At 70.4% G+C, this 20865-nt stretch carries 18 protein-coding genes and 1 pseudogene; 3 read left to right on the top strand and 16 right to left on the bottom strand.

Translation table 11 applies throughout. The features are described 5' to 3' along the window. Positions 1–451: 451 nt before the first annotated feature. The 11 genes and pseudogenes from BCD48_RS55540 to BCD48_RS11775 form a co-directional block, all read right to left on the bottom strand. On the bottom strand, positions 452–850 hold the full coding sequence (locus BCD48_RS55540) for a CPCC family cysteine-rich protein (protein ID WP_083418505.1): 399 nt from the start codon (positions 848–850) through the stop codon (positions 452–454). Further along, on the bottom strand, positions 847–2829 hold the full coding sequence (locus BCD48_RS11820; RefSeq protein ID WP_071048403.1) for an RHS repeat-associated core domain-containing protein: 1983 nt from the start codon (positions 2827–2829) through the stop codon (positions 847–849). The genes BCD48_RS55540 and BCD48_RS11820 overlap by 4 nt, the downstream gene beginning before the upstream one ends. A 451-nt stretch (positions 2830–3280) precedes the next feature. Next, a pseudogene (locus BCD48_RS56515) lies at positions 3281–3535 on the bottom strand (hypothetical protein); the annotation flags it as partial. A 63-nt stretch (positions 3536–3598) separates the two neighbouring features. Beyond that, positions 3599–4975, bottom strand: a complete 1377-nt coding sequence (locus BCD48_RS11810; protein ID WP_071048407.1) for a M20/M25/M40 family metallo-hydrolase — start codon at positions 4973–4975, stop codon at positions 3599–3601. After that, complete coding sequence (locus BCD48_RS11805) at positions 4968–6440, bottom strand: MFS transporter (RefSeq protein ID WP_071048401.1); 1473 nt, start codon at positions 6438–6440, stop codon at positions 4968–4970. The genes BCD48_RS11810 and BCD48_RS11805 overlap by 8 nt, the downstream gene beginning before the upstream one ends. A 203-nt stretch (positions 6441–6643) precedes the next feature. Beyond that, positions 6644–6994: a YciI family protein gene (locus BCD48_RS11800; RefSeq protein WP_071048400.1), complete on the bottom strand. Its 351-nt coding sequence runs from the start codon at positions 6992–6994 to the stop codon at positions 6644–6646. Beyond that, on the bottom strand, positions 6991–8481 hold the full coding sequence (locus BCD48_RS11795) for an MFS transporter (protein WP_071048399.1): 1491 nt from the start codon (positions 8479–8481) through the stop codon (positions 6991–6993). Before BCD48_RS11795 ends, BCD48_RS11800 begins: the two co-directional genes overlap by 4 nt. A 496-nt stretch (positions 8482–8977) precedes the next feature. Beyond that, positions 8978–9931, bottom strand: coding sequence for a chorismate mutase (locus BCD48_RS46025; protein WP_083418504.1), 954 nt, complete (start codon positions 9929–9931; stop codon positions 8978–8980). Beyond that, on the bottom strand, positions 9928–10857 hold the full coding sequence (locus BCD48_RS11785) for a prephenate dehydratase (protein ID WP_071048398.1): 930 nt from the start codon (positions 10855–10857) through the stop codon (positions 9928–9930). The genes BCD48_RS46025 and BCD48_RS11785 overlap by 4 nt, the downstream gene beginning before the upstream one ends. Before the next feature lie 93 nt (positions 10858–10950). Continuing rightward, entirely contained in the window at positions 10951–12375 is a 1425-nt protein-coding gene (locus tag BCD48_RS11780; protein ID WP_083418503.1) for an FAD-binding oxidoreductase, read from the bottom strand. Beyond that, complete coding sequence (locus BCD48_RS11775; protein ID WP_071048397.1) at positions 12372–13487, bottom strand: SAM-dependent methyltransferase; 1116 nt, start codon at positions 13485–13487, stop codon at positions 12372–12374. The genes BCD48_RS11780 and BCD48_RS11775 overlap by 4 nt, the downstream gene beginning before the upstream one ends. A gap of 274 nt (positions 13488–13761) precedes the next feature. Here BCD48_RS11775 and BCD48_RS11770 point away from each other — a divergent pair, with 274 nt between their 5' ends. After that, positions 13762–14418 carry a TetR/AcrR family transcriptional regulator gene (locus BCD48_RS11770; protein WP_071048396.1) on the top strand — a complete coding sequence of 219 codons (657 nt, stop codon included), beginning with the start codon at positions 13762–13764 and terminating at the stop codon, positions 14416–14418. Between the two features lie 27 nt (positions 14419–14445). On the opposite strand, the gene BCD48_RS11765 is transcribed toward BCD48_RS11770, so the two are convergent. The 5 genes from BCD48_RS11765 to BCD48_RS11745 form a co-directional block, all read right to left on the bottom strand. After that, entirely contained in the window at positions 14446–14871 is a 426-nt protein-coding gene (locus tag BCD48_RS11765; protein ID WP_071048395.1) for a RidA family protein, read from the bottom strand. Beyond that, a complete protein-coding gene (locus BCD48_RS11760) occupies positions 14865–16061 on the bottom strand; it encodes an alpha-hydroxy acid oxidase (RefSeq protein WP_071048394.1) in 1197 nt (398 codons plus the stop codon). Before BCD48_RS11760 ends, BCD48_RS11765 begins: the two co-directional genes overlap by 7 nt. Before the next feature lie 123 nt (positions 16062–16184). Then, positions 16185–16976: an ABC transporter ATP-binding protein gene (locus BCD48_RS11755; protein ID WP_071048393.1), complete on the bottom strand. Its 792-nt coding sequence runs from the start codon at positions 16974–16976 to the stop codon at positions 16185–16187. Then, complete coding sequence (locus BCD48_RS11750) at positions 16976–18037, bottom strand: ABC transporter permease subunit (RefSeq protein WP_071048392.1); 1062 nt, start codon at positions 18035–18037, stop codon at positions 16976–16978. The genes BCD48_RS11755 and BCD48_RS11750 overlap by 1 nt, the downstream gene beginning before the upstream one ends. A 2-nt stretch (positions 18038–18039) precedes the next feature. Further along, positions 18040–19035 (bottom strand): ABC transporter substrate-binding protein, encoded by a 996-nt coding sequence (locus BCD48_RS11745; protein WP_071048391.1) that lies wholly within the window; start codon positions 19033–19035, stop codon positions 18040–18042. Positions 19036–19633: 598 nt separating this feature from the next. Between BCD48_RS11745 and BCD48_RS11735 the strand changes: the two genes are divergently transcribed. Next, entirely contained in the window at positions 19634–20020 is a 387-nt protein-coding gene (locus BCD48_RS11735; protein ID WP_071048389.1) for an EAL domain-containing protein, read from the top strand. Positions 20021–20079: 59 nt separating this feature from the next. Beyond that, positions 20080–20622: a helix-turn-helix transcriptional regulator gene (locus BCD48_RS11730; protein WP_071048388.1), complete on the top strand. Its 543-nt coding sequence runs from the start codon at positions 20080–20082 to the stop codon at positions 20620–20622. The last annotated feature ends 243 nt before the right edge of the window (positions 20623–20865 follow it).

Genomic DNA, 20865 nt, shown 5'->3' with positions numbered 1-20865 from the left:
TCAGGAAGCTGACCCAGCATCGCGAGCAGGCTGGAGATGTCACACTGCTCGCAGTCGAACAGGGCGGTGGACACGCCGGGGGCAGGCTGGCATGATGGCACGCGGTGGCCTTCTGTTTTTTTTTGGACAATGTGGGTTGGCGCTTTCATTGTCCGAGCAGGAGGCCACTTCCGTCACAACGCGTGTGCGAGGTTCCGTCAAAGTAGGGGCGGCGACGCGTCAAAGGCCGGCCCGAAGGCCATTTCCGAACCGGCCCGCGAAACGTCAGCGGGAGACCCAGCGATATGCCGCCGCCGCCGCTTCGACCCGCGCATAACCCCTCGGAAGCCCGTCCCCAGGTGCCGGGCCTACGAGCCGGCCGCCGGGTTCACTACGATCAGCTATTGATCATCACAGTGAGCTACCTCGCCGAGACCCTGCTGTCGACCCGAGCCAATGGCAGCTATGTCTACTATCTCCGCGAGTCGCCTTTGGGGCGCCTCCAGAATGTTGGTCGCCACCAATAGAGAACATTCCGATCCCCAGGCCAAGGCTCCTCCTGCACATACACCTCCTCAAAGTGATCAATGGCGAGATTGATTGGTCGGAATCCTTCGTCTACCGGCTCTCCAGCCATTGGCGCACGAACGTTATTTGCAAATCGATCTTCGCTCACACCTATTGCATTGTATATCCCCTGAGACTCGACCAGAGAACGCGCGTTCGCTCCGCCATCCAGTAGAGGCCACCGAAGTTGCACCACATCATCCTCCCAGAAGCAGACAGGACAGATGAGAGAAGATCCGGGCCGGCCATCATGCACTATGTGACCACAGCACGGGCAGGGCGATCGATCAGGAGGCAACGTCATGGGATCAGAACTCCGGGCTGACTATCAAAATGCGCGCGCGGATTCTCCGGTCTGTAGTACGTAACAATCCCCTTCTCACTGGCCACTCCGAACTCTCCAGATTGCGGGTCGAGGAAGTACCTCGTATTCCCATCTCGCTTGATCAGCACGCCTTCCCTGCGACCAACACATATACACATAAGGTCCTCTGCCGCATAACCATATTCCGCCACACTATCGAATCCCATCTCCTCACCGTGCCGTCGAAAGTGATCATCAAGATTTCTCTGGCTCGTCCATTTCTCGACACCACAACCGATGTTGTGGACGAGGATTTCATCGTCGCCGACATGATAGGTGTGTATATCGTTGACGCTGAGATTATAGGCCAGCCCGTCGTGAGCAGTCAGCGGCCGCAGCCCGGTGACCGCTACGAATTGGCCGTTAGCTGTGAGGACCTGCTCACCGGGCGCAAGCTCGCTGGCTGGCTCAAAGCGCTGGTCGTCGACGGACCAGTACGGGTGATCCTCGGTCGTAGTCAGTACTGTGCCGTCCGCGAAGACGAGGTCGGTGAGCTGGTCGTAGTGGATCCACAGGCGGGTGACCGTTTCGGGCTTCTGTTCGCCGGTCTCCGGGTCGGTGGCGATGACCATGTCGCCGACCTGGATGTCCTCGATGGGCTTCCGTGTGCCGTCGGCCATGAGCACGGTGGTAGGTCCAGCGAATGAGCAGAACTGGGCCAACTTTTTGTCGAGGGCTTTGCCGAGGAGACGGCTGTAAAGGGAGTCACCTTTCAGGCCGAGGATGCCCTTCAGGCCGGCGAGGCCCTTCGTGCCGGCCGCCTCTCCCCCTCCTCCCGGCACGGCCATCATGGCCGCCTGACCTTCGGGGCTTTCGAGCCATTCTTCGAGCTGCGATTTCTCCCTCGGGTGGTTCCTGCCTACTACCGCGCACAGGACGACGTTGACGCAGAACGCATCGTCCAACCAGCTCGCAGGCTGGACGCCGGATGGCTGGCCGCCGCCGGCGCCAGCGGATGGCAGGACGACCTGGGAGGCGGTGAAGGTGCCGGGGCTGGCCTGCGGGGGTATCGGCTTCGGGGCGGCGGCGGCTGTTGCGGCCTGGTGGGCGGTGTCTGCGGCTTGTACGGCTGACTGGTTGGCGGCGTGCTGCGTGGCTACCTGCGCTGACTGGTGTGCGGCTTGCTGAGCGGCTACCTGGGCTGCCTGGTCTCGGTCTCGCTGTGCTGCTGCCTGGTAGGCCGCGTTCTGTGCCGCCTGCTGTGCGGCTTGTTGTGCCGCGTTCTGTGCTGCTTGTTGGGCGGCTCGCTGTCGGTCTGCTTCCTGGAAGGCGAGCGCGGCATTGACACCTGCCCAGAACTCAGCTTCCGCACGTGCTTTGCGTTCTGCTTCCTGGAATGCGAGGGCGGCGTTGACGCCGGCCCAGAACGCCGCTTCCTCGCGCTGCTGGTTCGCAATCTTCTGCGCGTTCAGCGCCGCTTGCTGCGCTACCAGCCTCCGCTGCGCCTCCACGGCTGCCTGCTGCGCCGCCCGCTCCCGCTCCGCGTTCTGGATCTTCTGCGCCATCAGTGCCGCCTGCTGGGCGGCGGCCGTGCTGGAGGAGACGGATCCAGTGGGGTCGTTGTGAGCGAGCGGGTTGGCGGCGGCGTAGGTGTAGCGGTTGTCGGCGGGGGTGCCGGTCCAGGGCAGGGGGTAGGTGTCGCGGGTCAGGAACGTGGCGGTGTCCGGGTCGTACCAGCGGGCTTGGGCGGCGACGAGCCCGGTGTCGGGGTCGGTCCAGTTCCCCTGGTAGCCGATCTGCAGGTCGGTGCTGACCGGTGACCGAGGTTTACCGAACGGGTCGTAGCTGCGGCTTTCGGTGAGTGCGGATCCGTCGGTGGTGAAGGCGGCGACGATGTCGCCGTGGGCGTCGTCGAGGGTGACCCAGTCGCCGGCGCCCGTCCCGGCGCCGATCAGAGCGCCGTCAGGGGGGACTGTCAAGTTAGCGGCTCTGGCGCCCTTTCGGTGGTGACGGAGGGTGATCTCAGCCGAGCAGGATCCGGTGGCGGAGGAGTGGGAAGCCCGCGCGGCCGTACATCTGACGCTTGATCAGCTTGGTTTTCGTGTTCACGCCCTCGGTGCCGCGGGCCGTGTAGGCGTAGCTGGTCGAACCACTGGAGGCGAGCCGGTTGCGGGCGTCGTAGGTCGCGGACGTACCGCCGGCGGAGGTCCGGTTTCCCGCCCCGTCCCAGCCATAGCTGGTGGTGACGCTGGCCTGGTTGGTCCAGGACGTCAGCCGGTTCGCCCAGTCATAGCCGTAGCTCTGCGTCCCAGCCCCGGCCACCCCCGACCCGCTGATCGTCGTCGAGGTCAGGTTGTCGTTGTCGTCGTAGGCATAGCTCTGCGCCCGCAACGTCCCCGACGGCCCGGTCAACGTGTCCGAGGTGACCCGGCCCAACTGGTCGTAGTCGAAACTACGGACCGCCCCGGTACCGCCGTGGTAGTCGACCGAGGACAGCTGGCCCGCGTCGTCATAGTCGTAGACCCGGGTACCGCCGGTCGCCCCGCCATCCACAGCGGACAGCTGACCTCGGGCGTCGTAGTGGTAGTTGCTCCAGGTCGAGCCGTCCGCCCGCTGGGAGATCCGGCCGTCCTCGTCATAGGTGAACGACGACCCGCCCAGGTCCCCCGAGCCGGTCCGTACCACGCCTCGGTCCGTCCGCTTCGACGCAACAACGTCGCCACGAGGTCCTCCTCCCGGGAGCCTGAGTCAGCACAACTGCAGGAATCGTTCCAGGATGGCGACTCCGGCGCGGATCGCGTCGACCGGCACACGCTCGTCCACGCCGTGGAAGGCCGCGGGGAAGTCGAAACTGTCGGGCAATTGCAGTGGAGCGAATCCGAAACAGTTGATGCCGAGCTGGCTGAAGTGCTTGGCGTCGCTGCCCGCGGGCAGGAGGTAGGGAACGGTGATTGCGCCGGGATCGGTGGCGATGACTGCCTGCGTGATCGCCTCGCTGACCGGCCCGCTGAATTCGGTCTCCACCGCGATGGCGCGGTAGACGATCTGGTGGTCGACGCCCGGCCCGATCAGCTCGCGCATGCGCGCCGCGCAGGCTTCTTCGGAGCCGGGCAGGAAACGGCAGTCAAACCGCGCCGTGGCGTGCGGCGGTATGACGTTCGTCTTTCCGCCCGCGACCAACTCGGTCGGCGAGGCGATGTCGCGCAGTGACGAAGCGATCATGCGGGCGGTCGGGCCGAGGTGGCGCAGCAACGCTTCTGGGTCGGCCGGATCGAACGGTTCGCCGACGCAGTCGGCGACGGTCTGCAGCAGGGCGCGCGTGGTCGGGGTGAGGCGGTACGGGAACTCGTGCCGGCCGATGCGAGCGACAACCTCGGCCAGGTTCACCACGCTGTTACCGTCATTGATCATCGATGCGTGCCCGGCGGGACCGTGCGCGGTGACCTCGAACCAGAGGACGCCCTTCTGCGCGGTCTCGATGAAATACAGCCGCTGCCCGGTCGGCAACCGCGCCGAATACCCGCCGACCTCTCCGATGGCCTCGGTGCAGTCGTCCAGTAGGTCGCGACGATGCTCGACCAGCCACCGCGCGCCCAGTTGGCCGCCGTTCTCCTCGTCGGCGACGAAGGCGAGCACGACGTCACGGGCCGGCCGCTGCCCGCTGCCTGACCAGGCCCGGATCACCGCAAGCACCTGGGCCACGAAGTACTTCATGTCGACCGCACCGCGACCCCACAGGCATCCGTCCGCCAGCTCGGCGCCGAACGGGTGCCTGCTCCAGATGGCCGGTTCCGCCGGGACGACGTCGGTGTGGGCGTGGATGAGGAGCGGCGGCCGTGTTCGGTCCAGTCCGGGCCAACGCGCCATGACCGTGGTGCGTCGGGGGCGGGGTTCGATGATCTCGACAGGCAGGCCCGCGTCGGCCAGAACGGTCGCGCAGTACTCCGCGGCGGCGCGCTCGCCCGGGCCATCGTCGGTGCCGTAGTTGGAGGTGTCGATCCGCAGCAGGTCGGCGCAGATGGCCACGGCGTCGTCGGCCGCGGAACGGGGGGCGCGCTCGCCCGCAGCGACCGCGGCGACCCCGGCGGCCGCGGTCGCGGCCGCCGGGGTCGCGCCGTCAGGCATGCCGCGGCCCACCCGGCTGGTCCAGTTCCAGAGCCGGTGTCAGTTCGCGCGCGGTGGGTGCTGGCGCTGGCCGCTGTTGGGGCAGAGCGGCGGCCTGGTCCACCGGCAGTCCCGTGGTGCGTGGCCCGAGCGCGAGGACGTCGAGGGCCAGGATGACCAGGGCGGCGGCGACCACGGTGAACACGGCTCCCGACCCGGCGTGGTCGAGGACGGGGATGAGGACGAATGGCAGCGCGGCGGTGACGAGCCGGCTCAGCGCGTACGCCGCGCCGACCGCCGTGGCACGCACCGCGGTCGGGTACAGCTCGGCCGTAAAGACGTGGTAACCGTTGGAGTAGACGTTGCTGATCAACGTAAACAGCGTTCCCCACAGGACCACGGTGGTGCCGGAACCGGCGAACCCGAACAGCAGCCCGGTGACGGCCATTCCACTGGCCGAGACCGCCACGATGGCGCGACGCTCGAAGCGTTCGATCACCGGCAGCGACAGCAGCGAGCCGAGCGGATAGCCAACATAGGTGAGGGCGAGGAAGCTCAGCGAGGTAAGCACCGTGTAGCCCTTCGCGACCAGCACCAGGGTCGCGATCGTGCTGAATCCGTAGTAGCCGATCGCCGACATCACGTTCATGATCCAAGCCATCACGGTGCGCCGCAGGAACGGCCCGGTGAACAACACGCGGAACGGCGGGCGCCGCAGTGCTGTCTCGGGAGGCGCCGTCGGGGCCGGGACGGGGGCCGGTTCGGAAAGGGCGTGCCCACGCCGGACGGCGTCGGTCTCCCACGCGGTGACGATGCGGTCGGCCTCCTCATGCCGCCCGACCGACTCCAGCCAGCGCGGCGACTCGGGCAGCACCCGCCGCAGCGCCCACACCAGCACGGCGCCGAGAGCGCCGAGGAAGAACATCCAGCGCCATCCGTCGACGCCGACCGGACTGCGCGCCACGAGCCCGCGGCCGAGAAACCCGGCGGCCGGGACGCCAAGGAAGCCGATCGTGTACGCGACGGCAATGAGCCGGCCGCGCACCCGCGGTGGCAGCAGATCGGACAGGTAGGAGTCGCCGAGCGTGAGCTCAGCCCCCAGCCCCATCCCGGCCAGGAACCGCGCGCCGACGAGGACCTCGACGTTCGGCGCCAGTCCGCCGACCAGCGAGAACACCGAGTAGATGAGCAGGTTCAGCAAGAACGAGTTGCGGCGGCCGATGCGGTCAGCCAGCCGGCCGAGTACCAGCGCGCCGGCAAACTGGCCCACGAAGGCACTGGCCAGCAGAAGCTTGAGCGAATCCCCTCCAAATCCGAAGCTCTGCTTCAGCACGACCGACAACGTGCCGGCCAGAAACACCTCGTAGGTGTCGAAGAAGAACCCGAGCCCGACGCAGATGACCGCGACGAGGTGGATCCTGCCAACCGGCAGGCGATCAAGCCGAGCCCCCAGGGACGGCTTGCCGACGCCGATAGAAGATGTCATGGCCTTTTCTCCAGGTCGCTATAGCCGCGTTTCCGCGGCAGGGAAATGGGCCCGGCTAACCCAGCGGCGTCGGCGACGCTGGCGTGTCAGTTAACGCGGAAAACGCGCTATTCGCGGATAGCCGAGGAGGCTCGAGCAGAACGGTGTTGTCCGCTCCGTCGCCGCCGCAATGAATAGCGCCCGGTTTCGGCTCCAGGCGGCGCCTAGGACGACACGGTGGCGTCGGCTGCCGCCGCCCGAGCCCGGTCCAGCTCGGCGTCGAGCAGCCCGGGTGGGTCCTCGGGAACCATCTGTCGCATGGGATGGACGACGACGGACTCGAACACTCCGGCCTGGTGGTAGGGCTCGCCCGCGAGGAACCGCGAGGCTTCGGACGTAGTGGCCACTCGCAGGGCGAACACCGCACCGATGGCGAGCCCGTCCTCGGCGGTCAGCGGGCCACCGAAGACCAGCCTCGACCGGGCGGCCATCATGTACTCGAGGTGCGCGGGCCGGATCGCGCGGCGGAGTTCCTGGGTGCCGGGCCGGTCACGGCACAGAACTAGTACGATCATGGCTGCTGCCTTCCGTGATGACCGTCGCTACCACCGGGGCTCGGGATGTGCGCGGGGCCGCCCCGAACGGGGGCCGGGCGCCGCAGGGTCGAAGCCACGAGCGCGGCCGCGACGGTATAGGCGGCCGCGACCGCGATGAGCGCTCGGCCGATACCCACCCGCTCACTTCCAGCGCCCGCGACTACTCCGCCGAGCAGCGCGATGCCGAGGGTTCCGCCGATCTGGCGGGCGGTGTTGTTCAGCCCGGCCCCTAGGCCGGCCCGCGCTCCCGGGACGGCCGCGACCGCAGTCGACACCACCGCCGGCAGCGCCAGCCCGATGCCCACGCCCGCGAGCACCAGACCGGCGCCGGCAGCGGCTCCCGACGCCCGCTCGGCTGCGACGAGCGCGACACCCGTACCGGCGGCCAAGCCGCCAAGCGTCCCCGGGACGCGCTGGCCGAACCGGTCGGCGATCCGCCCGGCGAGCATGCTGACAGCGGCATAGGCCGCGAACAGCGGAGCGATGCGGACGCCCGTAGCGGTGGCTGACCGGCCGTCCACATGCTCGAAATCGAGGCTGAGCAGGTAAAGCAGACCGAGAGTCGCGAAGTTGAGCAGCAGCGAGGCGAGGTTGGCGCCCCGGAAGGTTCGCGAACGGAACACCGACAGTGGCACGAGTGGCGTCGCGCACCGGCGCTCCACCGCGACGAATCCCGCCGCGAGCAGGACCGAGGCGCCGAGCGCCAGCCATCCGATGACCGACCCAGGCTCCGCGGCTGTCTCGGACAGCCCCCAGGCCAGGGCGCCCAGCATGAGAACGGCGAGGATCTGGCCGCCGCGGTCGAGATGGCGGTCGTGGCCGCCGCGACGCGACTCGCGCAGCACCCTGCGCCCGGCCGCGATGCTCACGAGCGAGATCGGCACGTTGATCCAGAAGATCCACCGCCACCCCAGTCCGTCCACGATCAGACCACCGAGGAGTGGGCCGACGACCAGGGCGATGCCGGCCACGGCCGACCACACGCCGATCGCGCGGGTGCGGTCGGCCCCGTCGAAGGCGTCGGCGAGGATGGCGAGCGAGGAGACGAGGACGGCAGCGCCGGCGACGCCCTGCAAGGTGCGGAACAGGATCAGCCAGCCGACTCCGGGCGCGGCCGCGCAACCAGTCGACGCGGCCGCGAAGCCGGCCAGCCCGGCCAGGAAGACCCGCCTGCGCCCGAACAGGTCGCCGACGTCGCCAAAACCGATCATGAACGCGGCGAACGTCACGAAATACCCGTCGACCACCCAGGTGACCGCGCCGGTGGACGCGTGCAGCCGGCGACCGATCGCGCCGACCGCCACGTTGACGACGGTCAGATCCAGCTGGGTGACGAACAGCCCGACGCAGGTGATGAGCAGCACCGACCAGTCCCGGCGGCTCCAGCGTCCAGCCACGGGCTGGTCGGCGCCGGCGTTCCCGCCCGCGGCGGTCGCCGCCGCTGTGCTGGGCGTCCGCAGGCTCACCGGCTAACCCACCATGGCCGGCGCGGCACCGTTCGGGCCGGCGCGATCTCCCCGGTGTTGCGTCCATCCCGGCCGTCCCAGCGGCGAGCGCGGCACGGACGGTGCGACCGGGTGGCAAGCCATCTGATCACCGTCGCTCCTAACTGAGAAACAATTCTCATTTAGCAATGGTGCGAGCGTTCTGTTTCTCCTGGATGAACCACCGACCTCTCCCAGGTAACGGATCGTGATCCACACGGGTCCTTGACGAACAGCTCCCGGCCGCCCCCACGTGGATGCCCGGTTCGCGAACAACTCGCCGTCGCCCGCACCTTCCAGAACCGCACCGGCTTGGCGATCCGCAACGTCATCCAGCAAGCCGTGGAACTGGAACTCGCCCCCTGGCGGGTCCCGGAGGAACTGGCCGTGCTCCGCGTCGGGCGACCAGGTGTTCCACAGCCGTCTGGTCCGCTGACATCCACACTCGTCCGTCGGTCCTCCTCACAGCCCGACACTCTCAGCGAGTGGCGTGACCGGCGTCGATGTCATGTTCGGTGGACGGACGGACGTCGACCGACGGGGCCGGCCCTCGGCACAACAGAAGCAACGCCACCGCGACATCGCTGCCGGCTGGGCCGAGCGCGTCCAGGAATCTGCGGGTGACCTCGTACTCGCGGCTCATCTCGATCCGCCCTCCGCCGGCGGTCATCCGCAGCTTCTGTATCTGCCAGGCCACCCGACGCCGCAGCACGATCACGTCGCGGATCAGGTCGTCGAGCTCGTCGATGATCTCGCGACCCTCAGTTACCGAGTCGATCATGGAGATGTCCGGGGCCTCGGGGCCGAGCAGGTCGAGGCCGGTCAGCCGGGACCGGCTCGGTGTCGGGTGCGGTCGCGCGTCGAGCTCGCCGGCGGTCACCGCGGCACGTCCCGAGAGCAGGTGCGGCCGGTCTTCAAGCGCATGGTGTGTCTCCTTCGTCGTCGTTCGTGACTGCCGGTCTCGGCCGGGCCGGCCTGGCAGCGCCCCGCAGACCAGCGCGGCCAGCAGGTAGGCGGCCGCGGCCACGGCCAGTCCGACCCGCGTGCCCGCGGCGACCGAGTGGGAGCCGGCGACGATGCCGCCGAGCAACGCGACGCCGAGGGCGCCGCCGACCTGGCGGGCCGTGTTGTTGAGCCCGGAGGCCAGCCCGATCCGCTCGGCTGGTGCGGCGCCGACCGCGGTCGCGACGAGCGCGGGCATCGCCAGGCCGACTCCGGCGCCGGCCGCGGCCAGCGTGGGGATGAGTGCAGGCCCGTCGGCGCCGAGAACGGTGGCCGCCAGGACAGCGACGCCGGCGAGCGCCGCGCCGCCCCGGGCCGGCGTGCGGGGGCCGAACCGTTCGACGAGTCGCCCGGAGAGAAGGCTGATGATCAGCAGCACGCCCCAGGCGCCGCGGTCCCAACGGGCCCGAGGCGCGTCCACCTTGGTCACCCGGCCTTCCTGGGCCGGCTGGGCGTGGGGCGGCTGGGGTTGGGCTCGTCGAAGGTGCCGAGTACGCGGACCCGGACGGCGCGCTCGGCCAGCTCGCGCAGCACGGCCCGCGGCGGCGGGTCGTCGGGATGGCCGCGCCACTCGATGAGGAAGTAGAAGCGGCCCAGCCCGTCGCGGGTCGGCCGGGATTCGATCCGGAGCAGGTCGATGCCGGCGCGGGCGAACGGTTCGAGGACGGTCATCAGCGATCCGGGCCGGTCGCGCTGCTGGAAGCAGGCGATGACCGTCCGCTCGCGTCCGGTGCGGGCCGGCTCGTCGCGGCCGAGGACGACGAACCGGGTCTCCGCTGTGGCGGTCTCCCCTATGTCGTCGGCCAGAACGCTGAGCCGCGGGGCGGCGAGGCCCGCCTTTGGCGTGACCGCGGCGGTTCGGCCGGTCGGGTCGCCCAGGGCGAGCTCGAGCGCGGCCGTCGTGGACGGGGCCGGGACCAGGCTGGACCGAGGGGCGTGCTCAGCCAGCCAGGCACGGCATTGGTCGAGCGCGTGCGGATGTGAGGAGACCGTGCGCAGTGCCTCGGGGCTGGCACCGTGCAGGCCGACGAGCTGGAACCGGACCGGGATGACGACGTCGCGGTGCAGGCGGACCTGGCTTCGTTCGGACGGGTCCACGGCCTTTCCGGTGCCCAGGCCGGCGAGCAGGTCGGCCGTCGGCCCGACCAGGCCGGCGACCGAGTTCTCCCAGGCCAGCACGCCGTAGGTGACCGAGCCGTCGCTGAGCCGGGCCATGAGCTCGTCGGGGTCGGCGCAGGGGACGTGCCGCAGCGCGGCCAGGGCCGGATCGGCCAGCACGGTGCGGTGGGTGAAGGTACCCGCCGGTCCGAGGTAGCCGACGGACGCGGCTGGGGCGGGATCGAGTGTGGTGGTCACGGCCGACTCCTGGAGGTCTCCACGCGCGGGACGGGTCGACGCCGCCGGTGCCGCCGGGAGCGGCCCCGGCTGGTGGGTGAAGCCTTCGGGCGACTAGCGGGCCGCCAGCGCGTCCGACAGCAGGTCGGGCCCGACGACCTTCCCTGGATTGAGCACGTTGGCCGGGTCGAACAGGCCCTTGATGCGGGCCATCCACAGGGCCGCGTCGCCGTGCTCGGCGGCCAGGTACTGGCGCTTGCTCAGGCCGATGCCGTGCTCGCCGGTGCAGGTGCCGCCGACGCGCAGCGCGTGGCGGACCAGCTCGTCCGAGAACAGCGCGGCCGGGGCGTCCTGGCCCTCGGCGACCGCGACGACGGTGTGGATGTTGCCGTCACCGACGTGGCCGGTGGTGACCACGTCCAGCCCGAGATCGGCGCGCAGCTGGCTGATCACCTGCGCGTGCTCGACGATCGCTGACAGCGGCACAGCCGTGTCAGTGATCAGGTATCGCCGGCCGGGGAAGGCCCGGCGGATCGACCAGAACAAGCGGTGGCGTGCTTCCCAGATGGCCTCCCGCTCCGCCTGCGCGGTCGCCGTGCCGAGCGTGCTCGCGCCGGCCTCGAGCAGGGCTCGGCGGGCGATGTCCAGCTCGGTGGCCAGGCCGGCCGCGGTGGAGCTGTGCAGCTCGACGAACAGGGCAGGGGCGTCCGGGACCAGGCCGGGCACGTCCTGGGCGAGCAGGCCGGCGGTGATCTCGTCGAGCAGTTCGAGGCGGGCGATGGGCAGCCCGGTCCCGACCGCCGCGAAGGCGCCGGCGACCGCGGCGGCGACGTCGGGGAAGAACGCCCACAGCACCGCGATCTCCTCGGGTACGGGGTGCAGCGCGACGGTGAGCTCGGTGATGACGCCCAAGGTGCCCGCCGAGCCGATGAACAGGTCGCGCAGGTCGTAGCCGCTGCTCGACTTGCGGACCGGCCGGCCCAGCCGCAGCACGTCGCCGCTGGCCAGCACGACCTCCAGGGCCAGGGTGTTGGCCCGCATGCCGCCGTAGCGGATCGTGGTCGTGCCGCTGGCATTGGTCGCCGCCATCCCGCCGAGGCTCGCGTCCGCGCCCGGGTCGACGGGAAACGTCAACCCGAACTCCCTCGCCCGGGTGTTGAGCCCGTTCCTGGTCAGGCCCGGCTGCACGACCGCGTGGAAGTCCTCCGGGCACAGCGCGACGAGCCGGTTCATCCGGGAGACGTCCAGGCTCACCTCGCCGCCGAGTGGCACCACATGGCCTTCGGCGCTGGTGCCGGTACCGAACGGGATGATCGCCACGTCGTGGCGGGCGGACCATCGCATCGTGGTGACGACGTCGTCACGGGTCTCGGCGAACACCACCGCTCGCGGCGGGATGCTGTCCAGGTGGTTCTCGTCGCGGCCGTGGGTGTCGAGGTCGGCGGGCCGGGTCGACACCGTGCCCGCGAGCCCGGTGGCCAGCTCGGCGAGGGCGTCCGCGTCCGGGACCGCCCTGGCCGGCCGGCTGATGGTGGTCACCGCGCGGCCGAGGCAGTCTCGGCGGCGGCCTCCGAGACGTCCATGGAGGTGACGCGTGCCGGCGCGGCCGGGACGAGCTCGAACAGGACGCCGCCGGGCGGGCTGGTGGTGTGGTGGGCCGCGCGCGGCGTCCAGCCGGCCTCGGCGAACGCCTCGCCCCACTCGGCCTCGGTCGGCAGGTAGGTGTGCATGAGCGCGTGGGCGGCCTCGAAGCCGAGCCGGAAGATGGGCGTGTCCGGCCCGGGCGTGTCCTCGGACCGGACGACGTCGCAGAGCAGCATCGTCCGAAGGTTCGGGAAGGCGATCCGCAGGTTGGTCAGCACCCGCACGCACGACTCGCGCGGCCAGAAGTCGTGGCCCATGAACACGCAGGTGACGACGTCGACGTCGGACAGGTCGTCGGCGGGGGTGAGCCGGTGGACGTCGCCCTGGCGCACGCTGAGCCGGTCGGCCAGGCCCTCGGCCGCGATGACCTGCCCCGCCAGTTCGACCGAGGCCGGGGCGAGGTCGATGCCCACCCCGGTCACCCCGGGATTCCGCTTCATGATCCGGACCAGGCGCCCACCCGAGCCGCAGCCCAGGTCGGTGACCCGCGTGAACTCGAGGCCGGCCAGGACGCGGTCGAACAGAGGCTCGACCTCGCCGTTGCCCATGAGCCGGGAGCTGAGGGCCACTGCGCGCATGTCGCGGTGATAGGTGACCTCGTCCCGGTCGGGCGCCAGGTCGGCCGCGTAGGTGAACACCTCGCCGTTGCCGCGCACCAGCCAGTAGAAGTAGCCACGCAGCTCGTACGCGTCGGCGAAGCGCGGACCGGGCCGGACCAGCAGGGCCGGGTCCGAGGTGTCCAGCTCGACGATGCCGGCCCAGGCCAGGGCGTTGAGCAGGGCGCGCGCCACCCAGGGCGACACCGGCTCGCCGCCACGGCGCAGGTCGTCCGCCGGGTAGGTGCCGCCGTCGGCGAGCGTGTCGAACAGGCCGAGCTCGACGGCGGCTGAGATCGCGCTGGCGGCCACGTAGGAGGAGAAGAGGTCGGCCACCGGGCCGATGGTGGCGGCCGGCGCGGCGGTGGGGGCCGCCGAGGGAGCGGGCTGTGGCGAAAGGGAGGCGCACATAGCAATTCCTTCGCTGGGAGCCGGTGGGGAATGAGAATTACCAGCGGCGGGTCGTCGCGAATATGAGCGCGACCACAGAGCGTTCACCGCGGCCGCCTATTGCGTGCCGCGGTTCGGCGTTGACCGAACGAGAATCGGACCAACGAACTGAGAATGTCTTTTCACTTATGGTGCGGACGACGGCCGTCGAGTGTCAAGCGAAGGAATGTTAACGTTCTATATCGGCATGTTACACTTGGTGCATATTTCTGCCTCGTTTCGGCGGGACTGGGCGATGGAAAGGGTGGTTCACACGTCTACGGCGAGCGGTTCGATCCGCGGCGAGGAACCGGGCAGCCGCCGGATCAGGCGGGATTACCTGGCGAGCCGGCGGGATCTTCTGGATGCGGCCGAGCGATTGCTCGCGAAACACGGCGGGCGGTTCAGCCTCGTGGATCTCGCGGCCGAGGCCGGTGTGTCAACCGCCACTGCCTATCGCCATTTCCCGGACGTGGACGCGGCCCTTGACGCCTATTACACGCAGCTCGTGGAGACCCTGGTCAGCCACATGGAGGCGGTGCCGGCCGCGCCGGATGTGCTGCGCCGTTTCGTCGCCGTGTGCGAGCTGTGGGTCCGCGAGGCCGTGAGCTGGGGGCCGGCTGTCGTGCACGTCCGGTCCTCCCGCGGTTTCCTGCAGCGGCTGCACGCGGACGACCCGGTGATCGGCCGGCTGTTCGGGGCGCTCGCGCCGCTGCTGGCCGCGCTGACCGAGGCCGGTTTCATTCCACCCGGGCCCGCCGAGTACGGGGTGCTCATCTGGGTCACCGTGTTCGACGAGCGGGTGGTCGTCGATCTGCACGACAGCCTGGGTTGGCCGTCCGCGCGCATCGCGGCCGAGCTGACCGGCAGCGTGCTGCGCGCCCTCGGCCGGCCCGCCGGGGCGGCCGAGTAGCACTCGGCTACCCGGCCGCCCCGGCGCTCAGCCGAGCACGGCCGTCGCCTCGATCTCCACCAGCAGGCCGGGCCGCACCAGCCCGCAGACCACGGTCGTACGGGCCGGCGGGTCGACCGGGAAGGCCTCGCGGAACGCGACGTCGAGCTCCGGCGCGGCGGCGGCCTCGGTCAGGTAGCACACGCAGCGCACCACGTCGGCGAGGCGGCCGCCCGCCCGGTCCAGGACCTCGGCGATCTGGCCGAAGATGTCGCGCGCCTGGCTCACCGTCGTGCTGCCGCGCGGCCGGCCGGTCGCCGGGTCCAGGGCGACGCAGCCCGAGAGCACGACCAGGTCACCGACCCGCACCGCGGCGCTGATCGGGGCCAGGCCGGCGAGCCCGGGCGGCAGCGGCACGGTCGTCCTGGTCGAGCGTGGCCGGTCGACGGATCCGGTCCTCGCGCCGATCACCATCGCGACACCGCCGACGGTCTGATCATCGTGTCGGTCAGCTCGTCGACGCCGCTCGCTCCGAGAAGCTTGATGGTCGTCGAGATCTCCTCGCGTAGCAGTTCGTGCAGCCGGCCGACGCCTTCCTCGCCGCCGGCCGCGAGCGCCATCGCCGCGGCGCGGCCGATGACGACGACGTCGGCGCCGAGCGCCAGTGCCTTGACGACGTCGCTCCCCCGGCGGATCCCCGAGTCCAGCGCGATGGGCACCCGACCGCCGACCGCCGCGACGACCTCCGGGAGCTGGTCGAGGGCCGCGGGCACCGTGTCGAGCTGCCGGCCGCCGTGGTTGCTGACCAGCACCGCGGCGGCTCCGGCCCGCACGGCCGCCTCGGCATCGGAACCGGTGAGGATGCCCTTGGCCATCCAGGGCAGCGGCGAGTCCGCCATCCGCCCGGCGAGCTCGTCCCAGGTCCAGATCGGCTCCCGGCGGACGAACAGCTGGCCGAGGGTGTCGGCCAGGTCGGCCGGACCGGCGTGCGGGTAGTTGCCGCTGACCACGTCGACGTCGACGTCGAACCGGTTGCGCATGTTGCGCTCGCGCCAGCCGGCCGTCGGGCAGTCCAGCGTCAGGCAGAGCGCGCTGAAACCCGCGGCGGCGGCCCGGCGCAGCATCGCGGCGAAGTTCGCCGGGTTGCCCATCGGGTGCAGCTGGGCCATCCGCGCGGCGCCCGGCGCGGCCGTCGCCACCTCCTCCCAGGAGTACGACCCGGCTTCCGGCACGATCGAGGCCACGCCGGCCTTGGCGTTCGCTCGGGCGACGGCGAGCTGGCCGTCCCGGTGCAGCAGCCGGTCGGCGCCGAACGGGCTGGTGACCACTGGCATCGACAGCTCGATGCCGAGGAAGGTACGGGCCAGGTCCGGCTCGCCGGCCCCGGTCATCAGCCGTGGCAGCACCGACCACTGCTCGAACGACGACAGGTTGGCCCGCAGCGTCTGCTCGCCGCCCGAACCACCGTCGAGGAAGTCCCACACCTGCGGGGGCAGCGCGCGACGGGCCTCCTCGTAGATCTCCCCGACCGTGGCGAACCGGTCGGCTGAGGTGAAGGAGACGAACGGGCTCGGGTCGGTCCCGGTCGGGGCCGTCGCGTCCCGCGGCCGGGCGGGCCGCGCCGGCGGGACCGCAGCCTGGGTCGAGGCGTCAGCGGCTGTCACGTGTCACTCCACTCCACTCCTGTCTGATCGGCGGCCGTGCCGGGCGATCAGGACGTCGCCGCGCGGACGGCCTGCGTCCCGGCCGCCGCTTCGGTAAAGCTCGATGTCTGTCGGCCGGCCCGGTCACCCCGCGAGCAACTGCCGGTCCGACGGGGCGTCCCCGAGCCCGGACACGATGTCGACCAGGTCGGACGGCGTCAGTGCCGTCTTCGCGGGGCCGGCCACGTCGTAGATGACCCGGCCGCGCGACATCACCAACAGCCGGTCGCCGACCTCGATCGCGTGGCGCATGCTGTGTGTGATCATCATCGAGGCGCAGCCCAGTCGTTCGTGCATCTGGAGGGTGAGGTCGAGGACCCGCGCCCGGGTCCTGGGGTCCAGCGCCGCAAGGTGCTCATCGAGCAGCAGGAGCTTGGGTTTCCGCAGGCCGGCCATCAACATCGTCACGCTCTGCCGCTGCCCCGCGGACAGCAGCGTCACCGGGTCGGCGAGGCGGCGTTCCAGGCCCAGGCCGAGCACGGCGAGGTCCTCGCGCATGCCCGAGCGCCGGCCTGGGGTGACCGCGGGCGACAGCCGCCGCCGACGGCCGCGGGCGGCGGCGAGAGCGAGGTTGTCGGCCAGGGAGAGATCGGGCGCGGTGCCCGCGAGCGGGTCGTCGAAGACGCGGGCTACCGCGCCGGCGCGGGCGTGGACCGCCAGCCGCGTCACGTCCCGGCCGCCGAGCAGCACCCGCCCCCGGGTCGGCCGGTAGACCCCGGCCACCACGTTGACCAGGCTGCTCTTGCCGGCGCCGTTGCTGCCGACGACGGTGACGAACTGACCAGCCGGGATCTCCAGGTCGACGTGGTCGAGCGCGACGACCTCCGTCGGGGTGCCCGCGCCGTGGACCAGGCGCACACCGTCCATTCTCAGCATCAGCCAGCCTCCTTCATCGTCGCCGAGGCCGAGGCCCGCCCGGCGGCGGCGGGCTGGCGGGCAGGGGGGACAGTCGGACCGTCGTCGGCCACCGGCCGGCCACCCGCCACGGCGGCGGTCCTCGGGCCGTCCAGCGCCACCGCCCGGCTGCCGAGACGGCCGCCCGCGCCGAACCGGCCCAGCGCTCGGCCGATCTCGGGCAGGTAACGGTTGAGCGCGACCGCCGCGACCAGGGTGAGCGCGGTGATGCCGGACAGGTCGGTCGCCTGCAACCCGGCCCGCAGCGCGCCAACCAGGATCAACCGGTACAGCAACGTGCCGGCGACCACGGCGGCGATCACCCGGCCGACCCGGGACGCCCCGCCCGGCCGGGCGATCAGCTCACCGAGCATCACCGCGCCGACACCCGCCAGCAGCGTGCCCGTGCCGGTCGACGAATCGGAGAAGCCCTGGGACTGCACGGTCAGCGCGCCCGACAATCCGGCGCTGGCGTTGGCCAGCGCCAGGCACAGCGCCAGCGAACGCCGGTCGTCGACGCCCTGAGCCCGGGCCATCCGGGGATTGACCCCGGTGGCCCGCAACGCCAGGCCGACCTCGGTGAGCAGCAGGTAACCGACGGCGGCGAGGAACACGGCGGCGAACGCGGCGAGGATCGCGATCGTCAGCCAGTCCTGAACCTCCGGAGCCAGGCCGATCAGCCCACCGAACAGGGTCCGGCCGCTGTCCAGGCTGATCGACGGCCGTCCCAGCACGTGCAGGTTCAGCGTCGTCATGCCGATGCTCATGACCAGCCCGGCCAGAATGACCGGGATGCGAAACGCCAGGTGCAGCCCGGTCGTGACGAGCCCCGCGACGGCGGCCCCGGCCACGGCCACGAGCATCGCCAGCGGCACGCCCAGTCCGTGATTGAGCAGCACGGCGGTGATCGCGCCGCCCAAAGTGAAGCTGCCGTCGACGGTGAGGTCGAAGTCCTGCCGGATGCGGACGACGAGGTAGATGCCCATGACGACCGGCAGCAGCGGCAGACCGGCGATCAGGGTGTCGGTGACGAGGAATCGCATGGCTAACCCATCGCCGCGGACGGCATGGTGACCCCGAGCGCGCCGAGCGTCGAATGGTTGACGTCCCACTCGAGCGCACCCGGCCGGCCGAACGGGGTTGCCGCCGGCTGGGCACCGTCGAGGACCTTCACGGCGACGTCGGCGCCCTGCGAACCTAGGTCTGCGTAACTCGGCCCCAGCGTGGCCAGCACCCCGCTTGTGGTCGCGTCTCCCGACGTCAGGTACAGCGGGATCTTGTTCGACAGGGCGACCGCGCCGACCGCGGCGATGCCCGACGCCACGGCCGCGTCAGGCCCGACGAGGATCGTGTCGGTCCGGCCGACCAGGGATCGGGCGGCGCTCTGCACGTCACCGGCGCTCGCCACGGTCGCCTCGACCAGTGCGAGACCGGGCCGCGCCTTGATCGCCGTCCGCAGCTGCGCGACCCAGACCTGGCTGTTCTCGTTCGACGGATCGTAGATCGTCCCGATCCGCTTGGGCGCCGGGGTGACCTTAGCCAGCTCGCCGAGGAGCTCGGCGGGGTCGACGAAGTCGATCGTGCCGGTGACGTTGTGCCCGGGGTGGTCCAGGCTGTCGGCCACCTTGCCGCCGACCGGGTCGCCCATCGCCAGCGCGATGATCGGATGCGTCTTGTCCTGCTGCGCCATGGCGATGACGGCCGGAGTGCCGATCACCGCGATCAGCGAGGAGTTGGACCGGGAAAGGTTGCGGGCGATGCTCTGGATCAGGGACGGATCGCCGTTCGCGTTGCTGACGCTGTAGCTGACCGTCCGTCCGGCCAGCTTGGCCGTGAGCTCCTTCTTGAACGCCGTCTCCAGGGTGGTGACGACGTCGGCTTGCGCGACCTCGAAGATGTTGACCTTGACCGTGCCCGAACCGGCGCTCGACGAGGTCGTCGATCCGGACGAGCTCCCGCAACCCGCGATCACACCGATCATGCCGATCGCGCCCAGTAGCGCGCCGGCCAGCCGGCGGCGACGCGATGCCCCCAGTTTCATCCGACCTCCCGATCTGAGAAGTTCTTCTCAAGTCAGGTTGGGAACCTTGTGTTTCTTACCGATAAAGGTCCCCGATCGTTCTGGTAACGACTCTGCGGGCTGGTGTACTCACTGTGAGCATCGATCCTGGTTCCGGCGACTCTGTGTAATAAAGGTGGCGTTCCTAACACGTGCGCGGCGTCGATGGTGACCGTCCGCCGAGGGCGCGGGGACGCGGCTCGCCCGGTCCGGATGCCGTCTTGGTCACGGAGGCGTGGGACTGTCCTACATCCCGTCCGAGCCAACCCAGCTGGCCGCCCTGGACGAGTTCCTCTCCAGGTACGTACGCGGGCGGGCGGGGTGGTGGCCCTGGATGAGGTCACAGCACCGGCTTCGCGTTGCAGGACTTCGGCGGCATCCGGGCCGCGGTCCCGGCTGACGAGGACCAGCCCCACGCTGGCGCCGATGCGATGTCGGTGGCCCGCCAGGGTGCACGGCGCACGGATGGCCGCCGCGAGCCGGTGCGCGAGGGACTCGGCTTCCGAATGGTCGCGGGCGTTCTCGAGCGGCAAAGCGCCAACGGAAAGGCGAGCTGGTCGTCTACCGCCCCGACCTCACGATGAGCGACACCGCGCTCCGGATATCCGATGACCTCACGCGCCTCCTTCACTGCGACGACGACGCAGGCACCGTGGACGTCACCTATCAACCTGTGATCCAGCTTCGAGACCAGCAGACCGTCGCCGTCTGCGCCGAGCCACGCTGGCGCCATCCAGTCCACGGCGAGATCGCGTCCAGACGACTACGCCAGCTCGCCGGCGAGGCCCGTCTGGCCGACAGGCTCCTGCGCTTCACCCTGCGACAGGCGTGCGCCGACCTTGCCGCCGCCGAGCACCCCTCCGCGCCACTGCCGGTCTTCGTCACCGTCCCCCTGGACGCGATTCTCGACCGGATGGCGTTGACCGACATCGCCGCACTGTTCCAGGCTCGAGCCCGCGCTCACTAATCCTCACGCTCGCTGATATCCGTTGCGGCCCGACACTGCCCCAGGACCACAGCGAACAGTTGATCACCACGCTGCTCCGCGCCGCGAACCGCGGCGTCACGATCACCTCGGTCTGGACGCCCGACTTCCTCGCCGCTGCCTGCGCACGCGCCGCCGGCGACCAGCTGCGCGCCGCTGACTGGATCCGCCAGAGCGCCGACGTCCCCATGCGCATGCTCGTCGTCGACCAGCAGACAGCCGTCCTCCCCGTCGACGCCAGCGACCTGGCCCAGGGCGCGCTTGCCTTCCGGACCCCCGCCCTGCGCCAACTCGTCACCAACCTGATCGAGCAGCTTCACCGCGACGCGACACCACCGCCACTCCAAACCGACTCCACGAACCGCCGTGCCGACGTGCTCACGCTCCTGAACGACGGCCTCACCGAAGCCGCGATCGCCGCACGCCTCCACATCCACGTCCGCACCGTCGGGCGCATCATCGCCAACCTCAGAAACGAACTGAACGTCTCCACACCCTTCCAACTCGGCGTCGCCGCCCACCAGCACGGCCTAATCCCACGGCCCCGACCGACCGAACCAGAACGCCACCACCAACCAGCCTGATGATCTTCACGGCGCGAGACCAGCCCAACATCATCGATCATGAAGCCAGCCGCTGTGGTTACTTTGCTTGAAGACAACTCGCCCATAGGGGAGCCTCTCCGAACCACCCCATCCCCGAGGCCGCCCCCGCGCAGCCTGCCGCCCGGCCGCAGGACCGAACGGTCAAAGTAGAAGCAAACCCAAATCGGGCCACCGCAACCCCTCGGCACCTATGGGGGTCGCGGCTACGCCGCCACCCCCATA

The organism is Pseudofrankia coriaricola (assembly GCF_001854805.1).
Taxonomy (GTDB): Bacteria; Actinomycetota; Actinomycetes; order Frankiales; family Frankiaceae; genus Pseudofrankia.
This window is presented reverse-complemented; position numbering and strand designations above follow the sequence as displayed.